This window comes from Aeromonas sp. MaB10011B (genome assembly GCF_017939325.1).
GTDB lineage: Bacteria > Pseudomonadota > Gammaproteobacteria > Enterobacterales > Aeromonadaceae > Aeromonas > Aeromonas caviae.
On sequence record NZ_JAGKRK010000020.1, the window covers coordinates 34846 to 53350 of the forward strand.

Below are 18505 nucleotides of genomic sequence, written 5' to 3' on the forward strand. Positions count from 1 at the left end.
GTCTCGCCCCTTCCAGATACCGGCCACCAGCAGCACCTCCGTGACGCTGGCTCATGCTTGCCTTGTCGGGTTTAATTGAAAGCCGACATCCGTTTGACTTGCTACGCAGGTCTGATTCGTTACCACTGCCTACCCACCGACAAGGATCTGTCATGCCCCCACTCCCTGCCCTGCGCCATGCCTCTCTGGGTGCCTTTCTGGCACTGCTGTTCTGTTCTCCCGTCCGGGCAGACCTCGATATCGGGGCCCTCAGCGCCTTCTCCAGCGACAGCCCTGACAGCCCCATTCCCAAGGGGCTGGTGCTGGGCGGGGCCGTCATCGGCGGTCAGGCCCGTTACCAGCACCAGGACGACACCCTGATGCCCATCCCGGGGGCCCTCTATTTTGGTGACAACCTGATGTATCTGGGGGATCGGGCCCGCTACTACCTGAGCCGCAATGGCAACCTCTCGACCTATGCCTTCGGCCGGATGCGCTTTGGCAACCTGGACCCGGACGACGACCCCTTCCTCCATGGCATGGAGAAGCGCAAGGGGCAGTTCGAAGCGGGGTTCGGGGCCGATCTCATCACTCCCTACGCCCTCTGGAGCGTGCGGGCCACCACGGATGTGACCGGCACCAGCAACGGTCAGGAGCTGATGCTGTGGGCCAACTTCCCCATCATCCGCGGTCCCCTGCTGCTGATGCCGGGAGCCGGCGTGATGCTGCGCAGCCACAACCTCGCCAACTACTACTTCGGCGGTGTCTCGCAAGACGAAGCGAGGGCGGACAGGCCGGCGTGGAACACGGGCACCACCCTCTCCCCCATGGTCTCCCTCATCGGCAGCTATCGCTTCAGCGCCAACTGGATTGGCGGCTTTGGCATCAACTACGAGCGCTACGACGACGACATCGCGGACAGCCCCATCGTCCAGCATCAGGGAGAACCCTATGCAGGCTTCGGGGTGGGCTACATCTGGTAGCCCCATCCGGACTGGGCAACAAAAAAGGAGCCCATGGCTCCTTTTTTACGGCTATCCGGCGCAGCGTCACCCTGCCACTTCGGCGAGAAATTCGGCGAGCACCTGGTTGATGAACGCGGGATTCTCCAGGGTCGAGATGTGACCGGCCCCCGGGATCTCCCTGAACGGGCACCCCAGCACCTCGGCCATCAGATACCCCTCCAGCACAGGGCGAGCCTTGTCCTCGCACCCCGTCATCACCAGTGCGGGCAGCCTCATCTCTTCGAGCCAGTCGATGCGCTCCTCCCGGGTCACGAAGCTGCGCCCCACCGCCACCAGGCTCGCCACCTTGTCGGCGGGCCATTGGGCCAGCCGGGCCTTGAAACCGGCCATCAGGGCCGCGTCCGGTTGATGGGCGAAGAAGAGCGGCGCCACCTGATCGGCGATGGGCGCAGGCACGGCGCCGACCTGCTCGATCATCGCCAGCATGCCGAGATAGCGCTCGCAGGTGATCTGGGGTTCAAGGCCGACGAAGCAGTCCATCAGCACCAGGCCCTTGAGGCGAGCAGGCGCCATGCGCGCCAGCTCCACGCCCCACATGCCACCGATGGAGAGCCCCACCAGCACGCACTCGTCGATGCCGAGGGCATCGAGCAGCACCAGGTGATCCCGGGCCAGGGTCGCAAGGGTGCAGGGCCCCTCGGGCAGCACATCGGAATCCCCGTGACCCCAAAGCTCGGGCACGATGCAGCGATACTGCCCCTTGAGGGCCTCGATTTGCGGTGCCCACATGGCACTGTCCCACAGGTAACTGTGGCCAAAGAGCAGTGCCGGACCCTGCCCCTCGTCCCGATAGGCCATGCGGCGGCCCGCTATCTCCATAAACTGCTTCATGTTTTCTCCTGTTGCCAGCGGCTGATGAGGCGGCAGTGTAACACGCCACCCTTGGCAGGGGTGCCCGCCTGGTGCAAGCTGGAGAGACTCACATCGAGGAGTCACCAAGGAGAGGATGATGGCCAAGGAAAAGAGCAAGAAACGCCCCCGTCTGGACAAGAAGACCTACGAACATCACCTAGCCCACCTGCAGGAGGAGCTGGTCAAGTTGCAGGAGTGGGTCAAGCAGGAGGGGCTCAAAGTGGTGGTGCTGTTCGAGGGGCGCGACGCCGCGGGCAAGGGGGGCGTCATCAAGGCGATCACCGAACCCCTCAACCCCCGGGTCTGCCGGGTCACCGCCCTGCCCGCCCCCTCGGATCGGGAGCGTACCCAGTGGTACTTCCAGCGCTACGTTGCGCACCTGCCCTCGGCGGGCGAGATGGTGCTGTTTGATCGCTCCTGGTACAACCGGGCCGGGGTCGAACGGGTGATGGGCTTTTGCAGCGACGACGAGTATCGCGAATTCCTGCGTGCCTGCCCCGAATTCGAGCGGATGTTGATCCGCTCCGGCATCACCCTCATCAAATACTGGTTCTCGGTCAGCGACGAAGAGCAGGAGAAACGCTTCAAGGAGCGCATCAACACTCCCATCAAGCGCTGGAAATTCAGCCCCATGGATCTGCAATCCCGCTCCCGCTGGGTCGAGTATTCCCGCGCCAAGGATGACATGTTCACCTACACGGATACCGAGGATTGCCCCTGGTTCGTGGTGGACGCCGACGACAAGCGCCGCGCCCGCCTCAACTGCATCTCCCACCTCCTTGGCAAGGTGCCCTACGAGGCGATCCACTACGAGCCCATCACCCTGCCTCCCATCAAGACCGAAGGGTATGAGCGCCCTCCGCTCACCAGCCAGCACTTCGTGCCGGACGTCACCGCCGCCCTCGAGTCAGACAAGCACGGACAGTGACGGGCCCCGGCCAGCCGCACCCGCTGGCCGGAACCCGGGCCTCGGATGACGGGCAATAAAAAGCCGGTCTTGCGACCGGCAAAAGGCATTGAACGTATAGAAAGGAAAACCTGGCACTCTCGCCCTCTCAGGCGCGGATATATTTGGCCGTGCGCGGGAACGCCTGCTCTTTGGCATCGAACAGGTAGCAGGCTTCGGCCGGGATGCCGATGCTGTACTCCTGGCCGGTGGCCACGTCGATGTCGGAGCTCGCCTTGACGGTAAAGTCGTGACCATCCACGTCCATGTAGACGAAGGATTCTGCCCCCAGGTGTTCGGCTACCTGCACCACGCCGCTCACGCGGCTGTCGGCATGGGCATGACCCAGCGGCACCAGGTGCTCGGGGCGAATGCCCAGCTCCACCTTGTCACCCACCGCGCCGCGACGGGCATCCACCCGGGCACGCACGGTATCGCCGGAGGTGAGCTTGACCACGCACTCCTGCTCGCCGATCTCCACCAGCTCGCCCGCCAGGAAGTTCATCTTGGGGGAGCCGATGAAGCCCGCCACGAACTTGTTGTCCGGGTTGTGGTAGAGCTCGAGGGGGGTGCCGAACTGCTCCAGGTTGGTGGCCGCCTCGCCCTTGAGCGGGCTCAGCACCACGATGCGGTTGGCCAGCGTCATGGCCTCCACCTGGTCGTGGGTCACGTAGATGATGGTGGAGTTGAGCTCCTTGTGCAGCTTGGCGATCTCGATACGCATCTTGACCCGCAAGGCGGCGTCGAGGTTCGACAGCGGTTCGTCAAACAGGAACACCTGCGGCTGCTGCACGATGGAGCGGCCGATGGCCACCCGCTGACGCTGACCGCCAGAAAGGGCCTTGGGCTTTCTGTCCAGCAAAGGCTCGAGACCCAGGATCTCGGCGGCGCGCATCACCCGCTTGTGGATGTTCTCCTTGTCCATCTTCTTGAGCTTGAGGCCAAAAGCCATGTTCTCGTAGATGTTCATGTGCGGGTAGAGGGCGTAGGACTGGAACACCATGCCCACGTTGCGCTCCACCGGCGGCACGTCGTTCATGTAGCGCCCGCCGATGGTCAGCTCGCCGCTGGTGATGTCTTCCAGACCCGCGATCATCCGAAGCAGGGTGGACTTGCCGCAGCCGGACGGGCCGACGAAGACGATGAACTCCCCTTCCTTGATGTCGAGGTTGATGCTGCGCAGGGTGTCCTTGTGGACAGCCGGGTCGTAATTTTTGCGAACGTTGTTGAGTACTACTTCAGCCATGTCGAGCTCCGCTCTTGAATCTTTGCAAATCGTGATGACGGGGGGAGCCAGCTCCCCCCGGCCATGAACCGTTAACCTTTCACGCCGCCTGCGGTCAGACCGCCCACCAGCCAGCGCTGGGCGAGCAGGAAGACGACCGTGATGGGGAAGCCTGACAGCACGGCGGCTGCGGCGAAGTCACCCCACAGGTAGTTCTGCGGATAGAGGTACTGCTGGGCCCCGACCGCCAGGGTCAGATTGTTCACATCCTGCAACAGGATGGAGGCCATGGGCACCTCGGTGATGGAGCCGATGAAGGCCAGGATGAACACCACCGCCAGAATGGGCACCGACAGGGGCAGCAGGATCAGGCGGAACGCCTGCCACGGAGTAGCGCCATCGATGGCCGCCGCCTCCTCCAGGGAAGAGTCGATGGTCTCGAAGTAGCCCTTGATGGTCCAGACGTGCAGGGCAATGCCCCCCATGTAGGCCAGGATCAGGCCGCCGTGGGTGTTGAGACCCAGCCAGGGGATGTAGTCACCGATCTTGTTGAAGAGCGCGTAGATGGCCACCAGTGCCAGCACCGCCGGGAACATCTGGAAGATCAGCATGCCCTGCAGGATGGTGGACTTGCCACGGAACCGCAGACGGGCGAAGGCGTAGGCACAGGTGGTGGAGAGCACCACTATCATCAGGGCGGTGATGCCCGCCACCTTGATGGAGTTCCACAGCCAGGTCAGCACCGGGAACGGCGGCGGCGTGATGCTGCCATCGGCGTTGGTGATGGACATTCCGAGCGCCAGCTTCCAGTGATCCAGGGTCGGATTGGTGGGGATGATCTCCCCCACCGAGAAGTTGCCGTTACGGAACGAGATGGCGATGACCATGATCAGCGGGAAGATGATCAGTGCCAGGAAGCCCCACATCACCAGGTGGGTTGCCCACACCCGGTATTTGACTGATTTGGGTTGTACGATTGCCATGTTGAAGCCTCCTTACAGTTGCTTGTCGGCTTTGGACAATTTCAGGTTGAGCAAGGCCAGCGCACCCACGATGAGGAAGATGGCGGTGGCGATGGCACTGGCCAGACCGTAGTCCTGACCACCCGAGCCCTGGAACGCGATCCGGTAGGTGTAGCTCACCAGCAAGTCGGTGGTCCCGGCCGGCGTGGTGGCCCCGATGATGTCCGGCGCCCCGTTCGTCAACAACTGGATAAGTACGAAGTTGTTGAAGTTGAAGGCAAAGGATGCAATCAACAGCGGTGTCAGCGGCTTCATCAAGAGCGGTACGGTGATCTTGAAGAAGTTCTGTACCGGCCCCGCCCCGTCCATGGCAGACGCCTCGTAGAGATCTTCCGGAATCGCCTTGAGCAGGCCCATGCAGAGGATCATCATGTAGGGGTAACCGAGCCAGGTGTTGACGATGAGGATCATCACCTTGGCCAGGAAGGGATTGGTGTACCAGTCCGGCTTGATGCCGAAGGCCGCTTCCAGGAACAGGTTGATTTCACCGAAGTTCTGGTTGAACAAGCCCTTGAACACCAGGATGGAGATGAACGCCGGTATCGCATAGGGCAGGATCAGCATGACCCGGTAGAAACCACGCCCCCTGAGCTGCTCCCACTGCACCAGACACGCCAACACCATGCCAATCGCCAGGGTGAACGCCACCGAACAGGCGGAGAAGATCACGGTCCAGACGAAGATCTGCATGAAGGGACTCTGGATACCCGGGTCCGTCATGATGCGCATGAAGTTTTTCCAACCCACGCTCACCACGAAACCGGGGGCAATGCCCTTGCCGACGAAGTGACCTTCCGCATCGATGTACTGGTAGAAGCCGGTGTCACCGTTGGGCTGCATCAGCTCGCCGCTCTGGTTGTCACGCAGCAGGTTGCTGTCCTTGATCATGACGCCGGACTTGAGCACGGCGCCGTCGACCAGCTGGGTATAGAGCTGTTTCTGGGCGGCGAACTTGCGCAGGCTGCTCAGGGTCAGATGGATATTGCCTTCGGGCAGTACCACATCCAGGGCACTCAGGTGGGTGCGGTGATCGACGATGGCACGAATGGGTGCCGCCTTGTCGGTCGCCTCCCCGGCCAGGGGTTGCAACTGAACAACCTGGGGCTCGTCACGGACCCGTCCTTCACGGACGGCCAGGGTACGCGCCTTGTTGTTCAGCAAGGTAAGGGGTTGACTGATAAAGGATTGGTCGTCCTGTTTCAGCAGCAGCTGAAACTGATTGTTCTCACCACCCAGGAGGGTGAAATCGAATTCACCGCCGGTCACCTTGTAGGTTTTTTTCAGATGGTAATCCCGTGCCTGCTCAAGGGAGAGCAAGTTGGATCCCGAATAGTTGGTGAAGGCGATGCCGATCGTGTAGGCAAGAGGGAAGATGATAAAAACAACCATGCCTGCCACACCGGGGAAAATATAACGGTGGGCATAGGTCTTCTTGTTCATGAAGACATAGAGACCGACGGAGACGACCACCAGATCGAGCAGGGCAAATACCCACTCGCCGCTGGCATACATCATCACGGCCGCATAACCATTAAGCACTGCGATCAGTGCCGCCATGGTCCATTTCAGCCAGACGTACTTGTCTTTCTTCGGACCGGCATAGGATTCGATAGAAGGTACTACTTCCATGCCAATTAACCTTTATTGCGCCAAGAGAGATTGAGAGAGTGGGAGGCCCGAAGGCCTCCCGGGTAGTGCATGCTTACTGGACGATACGCTTGGCAGCGGTATCCAGGGCTTCGTCAACACCCTGACGGCCAGAGGTGATGTTCTTGAGGGCGGTTTCGAAGGAGGACCAGAAACGGCTCATCTCGGGCACGGACGGCATCGGTTCGCCGTTCTGGGCGTTCAGCATGGTGGCCTTGATGTTGGGGTCGGCTTCCAGGGTCTTCTGGAAGGACTTCAGGGCCACGGCACCCAGCGGCTTGTCGGCGTTCATCGGCGCCAGACCGGCATCGGTCAGCAGGTAGTTCTCGAGGAACTCGATGGCCAGATCCTTGTTCGGGCTGGCGGCGTTGATGGTGGCACCCAGTACGCCAACGAAGGCCTTGGCGGGCTTGCCTTTCAGGGTCGGCAGCTGGGCTACGCCATACTTGATGCCGCTCTTGTCCAGGTTGCTCCAAGCCCAGGGACCGTTGATCATCATGGCCACTTCGCCCTTGTTGAACTTGGCGTCCATCACACCGTAGTCAATGCCCTTCTCCAGGTGACCGGATTTGATCATCTCGGAGATGTAGCCGACGCCGGCCTTGGCACCTGCGTTGTTCACGCCGGTGTCTTTGACGTCATAGCCGGTGGCGGTCTTCTTGAAGGCGTAACCACCGTTGGCAGCCACCAGGGGGTAGCTGAAGTAGGGGGTGTCATAGGCCCACATGATGGCGCGCTTGCCATTTTTCTTCAGGTCTTCGTCGATCTTGGCGATCTCTTCGAAGGTCTTCGGCGGGTTGGGCAACAGATCCTTGTTGTAAATCAGGCTGACGGCTTCTACCGCGACCGGGTAGCCATAGGTCTTGCCATCGACGGTCATGGCATCCCAGGCGAATTGCTCGAACTTGGCCTTGGTGGCGGTATTCGGGGTCACGGGAACCAGCAGACCGGACTTGACCCACTCACCGTAACGGTCGTGAGCCCAGAAGAAGATGTCCGGGCCGTTGCCGGTGGCGGCGGCTTGCTGGAATTTGACTTCAACCTGATCCGGGTGGGCGACGGTGACCTTGATGCCGGTTTCGGCTTCAAACTTCTTGCCGACTTCGGCCAGGCCGTTGTAGCCCTTGTCACCGTTGATCCAGATGGTCAGCTGACCTTCATCAATGGCAGCAGTGGCAGAGCAGGCCACGCCCAGGGTAGCCAGACCGATCAGGGATGACAGCAATTTCTTTTTCATGAGCCTTTCCTTGTATTAGTTCCGCGCTGTAAGAGCATTGTGTGCAGATGCATATTATCCCAAGCAGTCAATGCCTCACATGACACGCCTCGCATTTTTGAAATGCAATTACGTATTTTCTTCCAGAAAGTTATGAAAACATTTTCTTATTTCAGCGACTTAGGAAGGGATATCCCCATATTTTTGCCAAGATATGGAAATTAAATTACAGAAAGGAAATCAATTTACGTCATTGAAAGGGATTTCACCCCACTGAAAACCCTTTCATTCCCGATATTTTGTTCAATGTGTTAACAAAAGTACTGAGGTGGTTTCCATCTACATCACCCCCTTAAATAAAAAGGCACCGGAGCGGACTCCGGTGCCTTTTTGCAAGAAATGACGACTGGATCACATTACGACTGGCGCAGCAATTGATCCTTGAGATTGGGCGGGACTCCCCTGATGGTCAGGGTGTCGGTCTGGGGATCGTAAAAGACCCGGCTGTTGAGCAACTTCTGCTCGAAGCTCAGAGTCAGGCCGCCACCGGAGCCCACAAACTTGGTCAAGCCCCGCAGGGTGGAACGGTCCGCCGGGAAGCGCTCCTCCAGCTCGTACTCCTGACCGATGAAGCTGTAAAAATCGAGGTCCCCATCACCGGGCAATTCCGCCGACAGCTCCTTGATCTCGATCTCCTCGCCGGCGCTGGCCTGCTCGGTGCAATATTTGAAGACCTGCTTCTTGTAGTCATTGCGCTCGGCCGGTTCGAGCTGGCGGCTGTCGCAGTAATCGTCCACCGCCTGCAGCAACCCCTTGTTCTGGATCTTGGCATCCATGCCCTCCCGGGCCCCCAGCAGATCCATGAAGAAATCCCCCAGCTTGCGACCGACCCGGCCCTTGCTGAAGGTGATATAACGACGCGAATCCCCTTGGGTTTTCCACTCGGTGAGATCGATGCGGGCCACCAGATTGAGTTTGCCGATATCCAGGTACTGGATGTGGCGCAGCTCCAGCGCCTCGCTCACGGTGACGCTCTCCTTGCCTTCCAGCAGGGCGATCATCAGGTAATCCACCCCCACATAGTTGTACTTGGCAATCAGCAACACCCCCTGCTCGTCCAGGGCATGCTCCACCAGCTGCTTGACCAGCATCTGGGTCAGGTTGACGGAAAAGGGGACGAACTCGGTCTGCTCCGCCAGCAGCTGCTCCAGGGCGATGCGAAAGGCGGGGGAAGGCTGCTTGGGGGCGTCTTCCCCCTCCGCCAGCCCGGCGACGGCGGCCTCGGGATCGGCGAAGAAGCCAAAGCCCTTCCCCCCCTTGCCGTTGTAGATGCGATGCAGCTCCGCCATCAGCCCTTGTACCGCCTCGTCGGCAGGCAGGGTCTGGCTGCGGGTATCGGCGTGGGGCTGGCCATCGTTGCCCGCCCGCAGGGAGTGAAGAATGATCTTGTCGATATCGAGACTCATGTCACAAAGCCATAGTGTTAGCCGAAAGGGTGAAGTATTATAAGGCGCTTTGAACCGAGGTGAACCCAAGATTATGCCCATCGTATCAAAGTACAATAACGAGCAGTTTGACGCCCTGATGAACGACCTGATCACCGCCCTGGAGAAACACAAGGCACCGGTGGATCTCAGTCTGATGGTCCTTGGCAACTTGACCACCAACATCATCAACGGCATGGCCCCGGCCCAGCGCCAGGCGATCACCGAGAAGTTCATCCAGGCACTCACCGCCTCGGTGGGCCATCGCCACGATGCGCACTGAGTTTCTTCGCATTCTTTGATGTTTTTCAAGCAGATGGATCATTATGGTCGAAACCGGCAACCCCTATCGCGATAATGTCTCTCGCCTGATCACCTGGGGGCATTGGTTCTCCTTCTTCAACATCATCCTGGCCATGCTGATCTCGACCCGTTACCTGGGCGCCATCAGCTGGCCATCGACCACACTCGGCGTGACCTATCTCGTCATCAGCTGGATAGGTCATTTCTCGTTCCTGAGCTTCGTCACCTATCTGCTGACCATCTTCCCCTTGAGCTTCATCCTGCCCAGGGAGAAGCCGCTGCGCTTCATTTCATCCATCATCGCCACCCTGGCGCTGGTGCTGCTGCTTATCGACACCCAGGTGTTCCAGCTGTTCAAGTTCCACTTGAATGGCCAGGTGTGGCAACTGCTGCTGGATCAGGCGCAGACCGAAGAGGGCTCTATCTGGAGCATCATCTTCGTGGCGGTGCCCGCCATCTTCCTGCTGCAACTGCTGCTGTCGGCCTATGTGTGGCGCAAGATCAACAAGCGCAAACGCCGCCAGTATGGTAATCAGGTGGGGCTGGCCCTGCTGGTCTGCTTCATCCTGACCCATCTGGTCAACAGCTGGGCGGATGCGACCCTGTATCAACCCATCACCATGCAGCGCGCCAACTTCCCCCTCTCCTACCCCATGACCGCCAGGAGCTTCCTGGCCAAGCATGGCTGGCTCGACCTCGAGCAGTATGAGAAGAAGGCCGAAGATCAGGGAAGCGCTGAGCACCGTCTGCTCTATCCCTTGCGCCCCCTCAGCGTGAGCGCACCCAGCGATCACAAGAACCTGCTGGTGGTGGTGGTCGACTCCCTGCGAGCCGACATGCTCAACAACATCAACATGCCCAATCTGCAACGCTACGCGGACAACCACTTCAATTTCCGCCAGCACATGAGTGGTGGCAATGATGAAGCCATGGGGATGTTCAGCCTCTTCTACGGGCTGCCCGGCCACTATTACGGGGACATCCGGGCCGACAAGCGCCCCCCTGTGCTGTTCGACGAGATGCTGCGTCAGGACTACCAGTTCGGCCTGTTCGGTGCACTGGAAGATGCCAAGCAGTATCGCCAAAGTCTGCTTGCGGGTCTGCGCAAACAGGTCTTCGTCTCCCGCCAGACCGATGACCGCAGGCTCATCGACGACTGGCAGCAGTGGCTTGGCACGCGCACCGCGGACAGACCCTGGTTCTCTCTGGTCTATCTCTCTAGCCCGGGGGATTATCAGGTGCCCGCCAGCATCAAGGGTCCCTTCCAGCCCGAGTTGACCCGCTTCAACCCGGCCACTGCCTATCGGCCCGAGAACCTGCAGAAGCTGGAGAACCGCTACAAGAACGCGGTCTTCTATACCGATCAACTGCTGGAGCAGATGCTGACCCAACTGCAATTGCAGGGGCTTGATGAGCAAACCATCGTCGTGGTCACCTCCAACCACGGTCAGGAGTTCAACGAGACCCAGAGCAACAGCTGGGGCTATGGCAGCAATTACTCGACCTATCAGGTGCAGGTCCCCCTGGTGCTGGCCTGGCCTGGTGCCGAACCTGCGCCCCAGGCGCAGGCGAGCAGCCACCTGGATCTGGTACCGACCCTGATGAAGAACATGCTGGGTGTACGCAACCCCTATCGTGACTACAGCACGGGGCGCAACCTGTTCGAAGCCAGTACACGCACCTGGCTGCTGGCGGGGGATCAGAATGACTTCGCCATCTATCAGGGCAACACCATCACCCAGTTCAACAAGCAGGGGGACTTCGAGCTGCTGGACCGCGACACCTATCGCCCCATCAAGCACGGCACCCCGGACATGGGCACCCTGATCCAGGTGATGAACGAGCTCAATCGCTTCTATCGCGCCCCCTGATCAGCGCCAGCACACCTCCTTGAGCCCGCCCCTATGGCGGGCTTTTTCTTGCCCGCACCACACCCATACTCCTGTTTCTCATGGCGTCATTCGCAAACGTATGCCACCACCTTACTGATTTATCTCTCAAAAAATTCAATTCGATCAATATCATAAAAACAAAATGATAATGATTGTCATTTATTGATCTGCTTGACTCCCTCTGCAATAATCCGCGCCCTCAGGCTTAAATAATAATTATTCTCAAATATGAAAATTCGACTTCTTCACTACTGGCCCATGCTGCTGTCCGGTACGGCGCTGGCTGCCAGCGATCCCGCCGGGGTCGACACAACGGACATGCACCCCGAACTCAAGGGGCGCGAAACCATCGTGGTCAAGGGACAGCGCATCGAGCAGAAGCTCTCCGACGTGTCCGGTTCCATCACCGTCATCACGGAGGAGGATCTGGATCGCCAGGTTGCCACCGAGCTCACCGATGTGTTCAAGAACGAACCCGGCGTCTCGGTGACCGGCTCCGCCGGCCGCCCCCAGAACATCATCATCCGCGGCATGGGCGGCAACCGGGTGCTCATCATCAAGGACGGGGTGCGGGTCAGCGACGGTTTTGGCGCCGACGACCTCAACGACAAGGTGGGCCGCTTCAGCTTCGATCTCGACGACGTCAAACAGATAGAGGTGGCCAAGGGAGCCGGTTCCTCCCTCCATGGCTCCGATGCCATCGGCGGCACCATCGTCATCAGCACCAAGCAGCCGGAAGATTACCTTCAGGGCCAGGATGCCTATCTCAGCAGCAAGGTGCTGCACGATGGCAGCAGTGACAAGCAGAAGCTGAGCGCCACCGGCGCCGCCCGGATACGGGATACCGAACACCTGCTGCGCCTCTCCGGCTGGCAGGGACATGAGACCGCCAACTACGACGAGAGCCGCATCCCGGCGGATCTGGATGGCCTCAGCGCCTCCACCAGCTCTCGCATCCAGCTGAACGAACATCATCTGCTGCGCCTCGAACTCGACTACTTCGAGGACAACGCCGAGCGGGATCAGGGGCCGCGCGAAGTGCCCCAGCCCGATGGCAAGTGGCAGGTGCGCCAGTACCACGAGCAGGGCAGCCAACGCACCCAGGGGGGAAAGCTGGCCTGGGAAGCGAGAAACCTCGACACAATACTGGCTGACAGCCTCACCTGGAGTGCCTACGGCAATCACTCGAAAAACACCGCCAACAAGCGCAGCCTGCTGCAAAACGATCTGCTGAGCGGTTATCCGCGCTATCGCAGCGAACGGGAACTCGCCACCTTCACCGAAGACAGGATCGGTACCGAGCTGGATGTGCGCCGGGATCTCGCCACCGGCCCTCTCGCCCATCAGCTCAGTTACGGCATCGAGCTCGAGCGCACCACCCACGAGCGGCCGGTGGAGAAGCTGAGTCTGGAGGCCGGCATTCCCCAACCCGGCCAGTCCGCCCCCTTCAGCCGCGCCCGTACCGACAGGGCCGGAGTCTGGCTCGGCGACGTGGCCAGCCTGGGCCAGTGGCAGTTCACCCCCACCCTGCGCATGGATCACCAGTGGCTCACGCCGCTGGACGGCAGCCACGACAGCAACCACAGCTGGCACCTCTCCCCGAGCCTGGCCACCAGCTACCGCTTCAACGACCAGTGGCGCAGCTGGCTCAGCTATGCCAACGGGTTCCGGGCGCCTTCCTACGACAAGGTGTACGGCAATATCCCCCACTACTTCGCCCTGCCGCCCTTCGAGATCATCGCCAATACCGGGCTCAAGGAGGAAACCAGCCACAGCATCGAGTGGGGGCTGAGTGGCGAGGGGGACAACTGGAGCATCAAGCCAGCGCTCTTCTACAACCGCTACTACAACTTCATCGACTGGCGCGAGGTGGGGCTGCGCCTGAGCGATGGCGTCATCCTGCGCCAATATCGCAACGTCGCCAAGGCCGAAACCTGGGGGGCCGAACTCGCCGCCAGCTACTGGCTGACCCAGGAGTGGGAGCTCGCCACCAAACTCGGCTGGGTCGATGGCGAGGACAACAAAGGTGAAGCGCTGCGCACCCTGACGCCCCTCGAGGGCAACACCCGTCTGAGCTATCAGGCCAATGAGTGGAGCCTGGGCATTCAGGCGGACTATGCCGCCGCCATGAGCCGGGTGCCCACCTGCGGCAACAGCCTGACCGGCCGCCAGGGGGACTGCCTCGAAAGTGCCGGCTGGCTCAGTTTCGCCCTGACGGCCGACTGGCTGGTCACCGACGCCCTCAAGGTCAACCTCAAGCTCGACAACCTGTTCGACACCCGCTACACCCGCTATCAGGATGTGGCCGGGCTGGAAGCCGGGACCGATGCTTCCCTCTTCACCCAGAGCGGCCGCACCCTGAGTGCCAGCCTGCGCTACACCTTCGTGGGGATCTGATGCACAGCCTATTGATCCTGGCCAGCCTGCTGGCCACGCCGGCACCCGCCTCCCCCCTGCCTGAGGCAACCCTGGAGGCCGCGCCCCTCATCCCCGAGCGCCCGCAACTGATGAAGGGGGAGATAGCCCGTCTCGATCCCTATGGTGGCTGGCGTGACGACAGCCGCCAGGATCCCGCCCTCCTGACGCTGCTGCGCGAGCAGAACCGCTGGACCGAGCGGCAGCTCGCCGACCAGGTGCCACTGGTGCAGCGCCTGCAGACGGAGTGGCAGGGCCGGGAGCGGGGCGCTCCCGTGCCGGACGACTGGTTGAGCCAGGCTGGCAGCCAGTGGCGCATGGAGGCGGACGGCAGCCTGTGGCAACGCAGCGACGCCAATGACGCTCCCCGAAAGCGGCTGGCTCCCCGCCAACCTGCCGAGGGGTATTACGAGCTCGCCGCCTGGGCCCTGCACCCGGACGGGCAACTGCTTGCCCTGGCCGAAGACCGCAGGGGAGATCGGGACTACCGCATCACCCTGCTGGATCTGGCGAGTGGCGAGACACTGGCCTCTTTGCCTCACCGCGCCGGCGATCTGCTCTGGAGTCTGGATGGCAAGACCCTCTACACCCTCGCCAACGAGCACCAGACCCTGCGCCCCTGGCAACTGCTGGCCTGGCAGGATGGCAAGGAGACCCTGGTGTATGAGGAGCGCGATCCCGCCTGGCTGCTCGGCCTCTATCGCACCACGGATCGCCGCCACCTGGTGCTGCAAAGCAACAACCACGACAGCTCCGAGCAATACCTGCTGGACGCGGGTCGGGCCGACCTGCTCAAGGGGCGCGAGCGCGGCCTCGAATACTACCTGGATACCCAGGGGGACAGGGTGCTGCTCAAGAGCAACCGGGACGGCGCCCTCGGCCTCTATCAGGTGGCCGACTTGAGCCAGGTTGCGAAGGGAGAGTGGCAACGGCTCTGGTCCGGCGAGGGCCGGGAACTCGAGAAGTGGCGCCTCTTTGCCCGGCACACCGTGCTGCAATACCGCAAGGAAGGGGATGACTGGCTCGATGTGCTGGACGCCAAAGGTGCGTTGACCCACAGCCTGCCGCTCACCGATGGCGCAGGCACGGCCTGGATCCAGGGCAGCCAGGAACCGGCCAGCGACAAGGTGCTCATTCGCCGCCAGGGGATGGCCGAGCCACCTCACCAGCGCTGGCTGGATCTCGCCTCCGGCGCCTGGGAGGGGACACCTGAGAGCAGGGGCACCTCCCCCTATCAGAGCGAGCGGCGCTGGATCGCGGGCAAGGACGGGGTCAAGGTGCCTGTCTCCCTGGTCTGGCGCAAGGGCATTACCCACCCCCGGGCACTGCTGCTCTACGGCTATGGGGCCTACGGCACCCCCATGCGCCCCTACTACCAGCCCCGGGTGCTGAGCCTGCTGGATCGCGGCTTCGTCTACGCCATCGCCCATGTGCGCGGGGGCGGTCTGCTCGGCGAATCCTGGTACCGGGAGGGTCGTGGCCGGGACAAACAGCACAGCGTGGATGATTTTCTCGCCGTAGCCGATGCCCTGGCACGGGATCCCGCCATCGATCCCGCCCGGCTGTTTGCCATGGGCGGCAGCGCCGGCGGCCTGCTGGTGGCTGCGGCACTCAACCAGGCGCCCACCCGTTTCGCCGGGGCCGTGCTGCAAGTTCCCTTCGTCGACCTGCTGGGCACCATGCAGGATCCCGAGCTGCCCCTCACCCGGCAGGAGTACGCCGAGTGGGGCAATCCGGCCATCCCGAGTGACTATGCCGCCATGCGCCGCCTGAGCCCCTACGACAACCTGCACAAGGCCCCTTATCCCCCCGTCTATGTGACGGGCGGCCTGCACGACAGTCAGGTGCCCTACTGGGAACCCCTCAAGTGGATAGCCCGCCTGCGATCCCATAGCACGGGAACAGGCCCCTATCTGCTGCGCACCGAACTCGACGGCGGCCACCTGGGCGCCCCCCGAACGGCGGCGCTGCGTGCGGCGCAGGAGTATGCCTTCCTGCTCACCCTGGCGGGCGTCAACCACTGACCCCTTGTCCTCTTTTTCTGGAGTGAACCATGAAACCCTCTTCCCTGGCCCTCTGGCTGGCGGCAACCCTGATCTCATCGCCGCTGCTGGCGGCCGATCTGCAGTTTGTCGATGAACAACCCTTGACCACGACGCCGAAGCGCTGGCTCGAGCAGCGCCTCGGTGTGCTCCTCGCCCCCGATTACGACAGGGCCAGCCTGCTCGGCCACCATTACAGCTTTCGCCAGCTGGTGAACGGCCTGCCGGTGGCCGCCACCCAGGCCGCCGTCAGTGTCGACGGGGACGGCCGCCCCTGGCGCCTCTATCACAACCTGCGCCCCTTGCAGAGCACAGCGCCCGGCTGCGATGCCAGCGGCACCCTGGATCCCCTGCTCGCCACCCTGCGCACCGACGACAACCAGATAGAGACGCTGGGGCCGGTCGAAGCCTGGTACTGGCGAGACGGCGATACCCTGGTGCCTGCCCTGCGCCAGCGGGTGCGCGAGCACAAGGCAGGCAATGCCAAGGCCAGCCAGGTGCAGCTGTTTGCCCGTTGCGACGGGGAGCAGGAGCTTGGCCGTCTCGGGGATCAGGCAACTACCCACCCTCTGCATGTCGCCGATGCAGGCGATATGAAGGTTCAGGCACGGGTGTTCGACCCCGATCCCCGCACCCGCCTGCAGGACGCCAGCCTGGTCTGGCACGATGAGCTGGTGCTGGCACAGGCCGCCTACCAGGATCCGGTTCCCCTGCCGGTGAGCCTGCAAGCCGGGCAGTATCGCCTGAGCGGCCCCCATGCCAGGGTGGTGGATGTCATGGCCCCCGAATCGGCCCCCTACAGCAGCAGTGACGTGCAGGGTTTTCGCCTGACCCGGGACGATCGCGGCTTTGCGGACATCAACGCCTACTACCATCTGGATCTCGCCCAGCGCCACCTCAAGGCGCTCGGCTTCACCGAGCTCATCCCCGGGGCGCTCGACATCGACACGGACGCGGGCTATCAGGACAACTCCCTCTACGATCCGTTCGAACGCAGGCTGGAGCTGGGTCGCAGCGGCGTGCCCGATGCCGAGGATCCCATGGTCATCTGGCACGAGTTCGGCCACGGGGTACAGCACCACATCCTGCCGGATCTCGGGGAAGAGGGTGACTGGGGAGCCATCGGCGAGGGCTTTGGCGACTACCTGGCCGCCAGTCAACGCCAGCGCAGCGAAGCCGGTCGCCAATTCGAACCCGCCATGGTGTTCAACTGGGATGCCCGCTTCACCGACCGCACCCCGCGCCAGCTCGACGATCTGCGCGCCCGCTACCATCCGGACTACCGCTACCCGGCCCACCGCACCATCAACGGCAGCAACGGGGATCAGCTCTGGGGCACCCCGCTGTTCCAGGCCCTGCTGACGGCGGTGGCCGAGCACGGTGAGGCGGCCAGGGACGAGTTTGATCGCGTCATCATCGAATCCCACTTCGGCCTGGGGCCGGCCATTCGCATGCCGCAACTGGCCCGGATCACCGTGGATACTGCAGCCCGTCTCTACCCGACGCGAGCCTATGCCCGTCTGCTGGAGCAGGCATTTCGCCAGCACGGGCTGCTGCAAGCTCCCGTCAATATTGCCCTCGCCGAGGGGAGCGCCATCCCGCTGGGGCAGCGCCAGTCGGTGCAGCTGACCCTCAGCAACCCGGGCAAAGGGGAAGTGACCCTCAATGAGCTGGCCCTCACCCTGCCAACCGGGTTGCAGGCCGATCCTGACAGCTGGCAACCAGCAACCCTGGCCGCCGGTGCCAGCATGACCACCACCCTGCGCCTGCTGGCCCAGAGCCCGCTCGCCTGCGGCGACGAGGCGAGCCTCTCGGTGAATCTCGCCATGAGCGGTACCAGCCCCACCGAGCGCCAGTGGCAGCAATCCCTGACCCTACCCATCGGCACCCCCGTCATCAGCCGGGCCAGTGGTCGGTCACAGCGACTGAACGATGCCCAGAGCGAGGAGGTGCGCGGCTTGAGCGAAACCAGCCTGCTGCTGGAGAAGAGCGATGCCCGTGTGAGCGACAGGCTGCAACTGAGCCTGGATCTGCAGCACGAGGTGCTGGATGAGCTGGAGATCTGGCTCAGCTCCCCCGCCGGCACCCGGGTCCAGATCTGGGACAAGGGTTACAGCCCCCTGCCGAGCCTGAAAGGGGTCTTCCCCACCGAGTTGCAGTCCCTGCAACCCTTCAGCGCCTTCGAAGGAGAACCCCTGGCCGGTCGCTGGACCCTGGAGGTGGTGGACAGCAAACCGGGCAATCAGGGTTTCCTGAACGGGTGGAGCATCAGTCAGCGTACCGGCGCCCAGTGCGGCAACACCGTGCCCGTGCCGGATGACGGCATCATCCGCTTCGATACCTCGGACAGCAGTGGCGGGGGAGCCTTCCCCCTGCTCTGGCTGCTGCCGCTGGCCCTGTGGCGCCGTCTGCGTCGCCTCTGACTCTCCCTATATAAAGAAGAGAGGGGCCAAGGCC

General features: G+C 62.1%; 13 protein-coding genes. 7 read left to right on the plus strand and 6 right to left on the minus strand.

What is annotated here, in order from left to right:
* The first annotated feature begins 152 nt into the window (after positions 1-152).
* Positions 153-962, plus strand: coding sequence for a MipA/OmpV family protein (locus J9893_RS07800; protein ID WP_234657437.1), 810 nt, complete (start codon positions 153-155; stop codon positions 960-962).
* A gap of 66 nt (positions 963-1028) precedes the next feature.
* On the opposite strand, the gene J9893_RS07805 is transcribed toward J9893_RS07800, so the two are convergent.
* The gene (locus J9893_RS07805; RefSeq protein ID WP_210599943.1) at positions 1029-1835 is read right to left on the minus strand and encodes an alpha/beta fold hydrolase; all 807 of its coding nucleotides are present in this window, start codon (positions 1833-1835) and stop codon (positions 1029-1031) included.
* A gap of 118 nt (positions 1836-1953) precedes the next feature.
* Here J9893_RS07805 and ppk2 point away from each other — a divergent pair, with 118 nt between their 5' ends.
* Positions 1954-2784 (plus strand): polyphosphate kinase 2, encoded by an 831-nt coding sequence (gene ppk2 / locus J9893_RS07810; protein WP_010674253.1) that lies wholly within the window; start codon positions 1954-1956, stop codon positions 2782-2784.
* A 127-nt stretch (positions 2785-2911) separates the two neighbouring features.
* Here the strand turns inward: ppk2 and ugpC are convergent, their stop codons facing one another.
* From ugpC to yejK, 5 genes are all read right to left on the minus strand, one after another.
* Positions 2912-4048, minus strand: coding sequence for a sn-glycerol-3-phosphate ABC transporter ATP-binding protein UgpC (gene ugpC / locus J9893_RS07815; protein ID WP_041212788.1), 1137 nt, complete (start codon positions 4046-4048; stop codon positions 2912-2914).
* 71 nt (positions 4049-4119) lie between these two features.
* On the minus strand, positions 4120-5010 hold the full coding sequence (malG, locus tag J9893_RS07820; RefSeq protein WP_010674251.1) for a maltose ABC transporter permease MalG: 891 nt from the start codon (positions 5008-5010) through the stop codon (positions 4120-4122).
* A 12-nt stretch (positions 5011-5022) separates the two neighbouring features.
* A complete protein-coding gene (gene malF / locus J9893_RS07825) occupies positions 5023-6678 on the minus strand; it encodes a maltose ABC transporter permease MalF (RefSeq protein WP_049637099.1) in 1656 nt (551 codons plus the stop codon).
* 73 nt (positions 6679-6751) lie between these two features.
* On the minus strand, positions 6752-7933 hold the full coding sequence (gene malE / locus J9893_RS07830) for a maltose/maltodextrin ABC transporter substrate-binding protein MalE (protein WP_041212786.1): 1182 nt from the start codon (positions 7931-7933) through the stop codon (positions 6752-6754).
* Positions 7934-8328: 395 nt separating this feature from the next.
* Positions 8329-9378, minus strand: a complete 1050-nt coding sequence (gene yejK / locus J9893_RS07835) for a nucleoid-associated protein YejK (RefSeq protein ID WP_182954235.1) — start codon at positions 9376-9378, stop codon at positions 8329-8331.
* A gap of 73 nt (positions 9379-9451) precedes the next feature.
* On the opposite strand from yejK, the gene J9893_RS07840 reads away from it, so the two are divergent.
* From J9893_RS07840 to J9893_RS07860, 5 genes are all read left to right on the plus strand, one after another.
* Positions 9452-9679 carry a YejL family protein gene (locus tag J9893_RS07840; RefSeq protein WP_039038627.1) on the plus strand — a complete coding sequence of 76 codons (228 nt, stop codon included), beginning with the start codon at positions 9452-9454 and terminating at the stop codon, positions 9677-9679.
* A 43-nt stretch (positions 9680-9722) separates the two neighbouring features.
* Positions 9723-11570, plus strand: coding sequence for a DUF3413 domain-containing protein (locus tag J9893_RS07845; protein WP_041212785.1), 1848 nt, complete (start codon positions 9723-9725; stop codon positions 11568-11570).
* Between the two features lie 249 nt (positions 11571-11819).
* On the plus strand, positions 11820-13988 hold the full coding sequence (locus J9893_RS07850) for a TonB-dependent hemoglobin/transferrin/lactoferrin family receptor (RefSeq protein WP_104452732.1): 2169 nt from the start codon (positions 11820-11822) through the stop codon (positions 13986-13988).
* Positions 13988-16030, plus strand: a complete 2043-nt coding sequence (locus J9893_RS07855; protein ID WP_182954244.1) for a prolyl oligopeptidase family serine peptidase — start codon at positions 13988-13990, stop codon at positions 16028-16030. The genes J9893_RS07850 and J9893_RS07855 overlap by 1 nt, the downstream gene beginning before the upstream one ends.
* A 29-nt stretch (positions 16031-16059) precedes the next feature.
* On the plus strand, positions 16060-18471 hold the full coding sequence (locus J9893_RS07860) for a proprotein convertase P-domain-containing protein (protein WP_182954250.1): 2412 nt from the start codon (positions 16060-16062) through the stop codon (positions 18469-18471).
* Positions 18472-18505 lie beyond the last annotated feature (34 nt).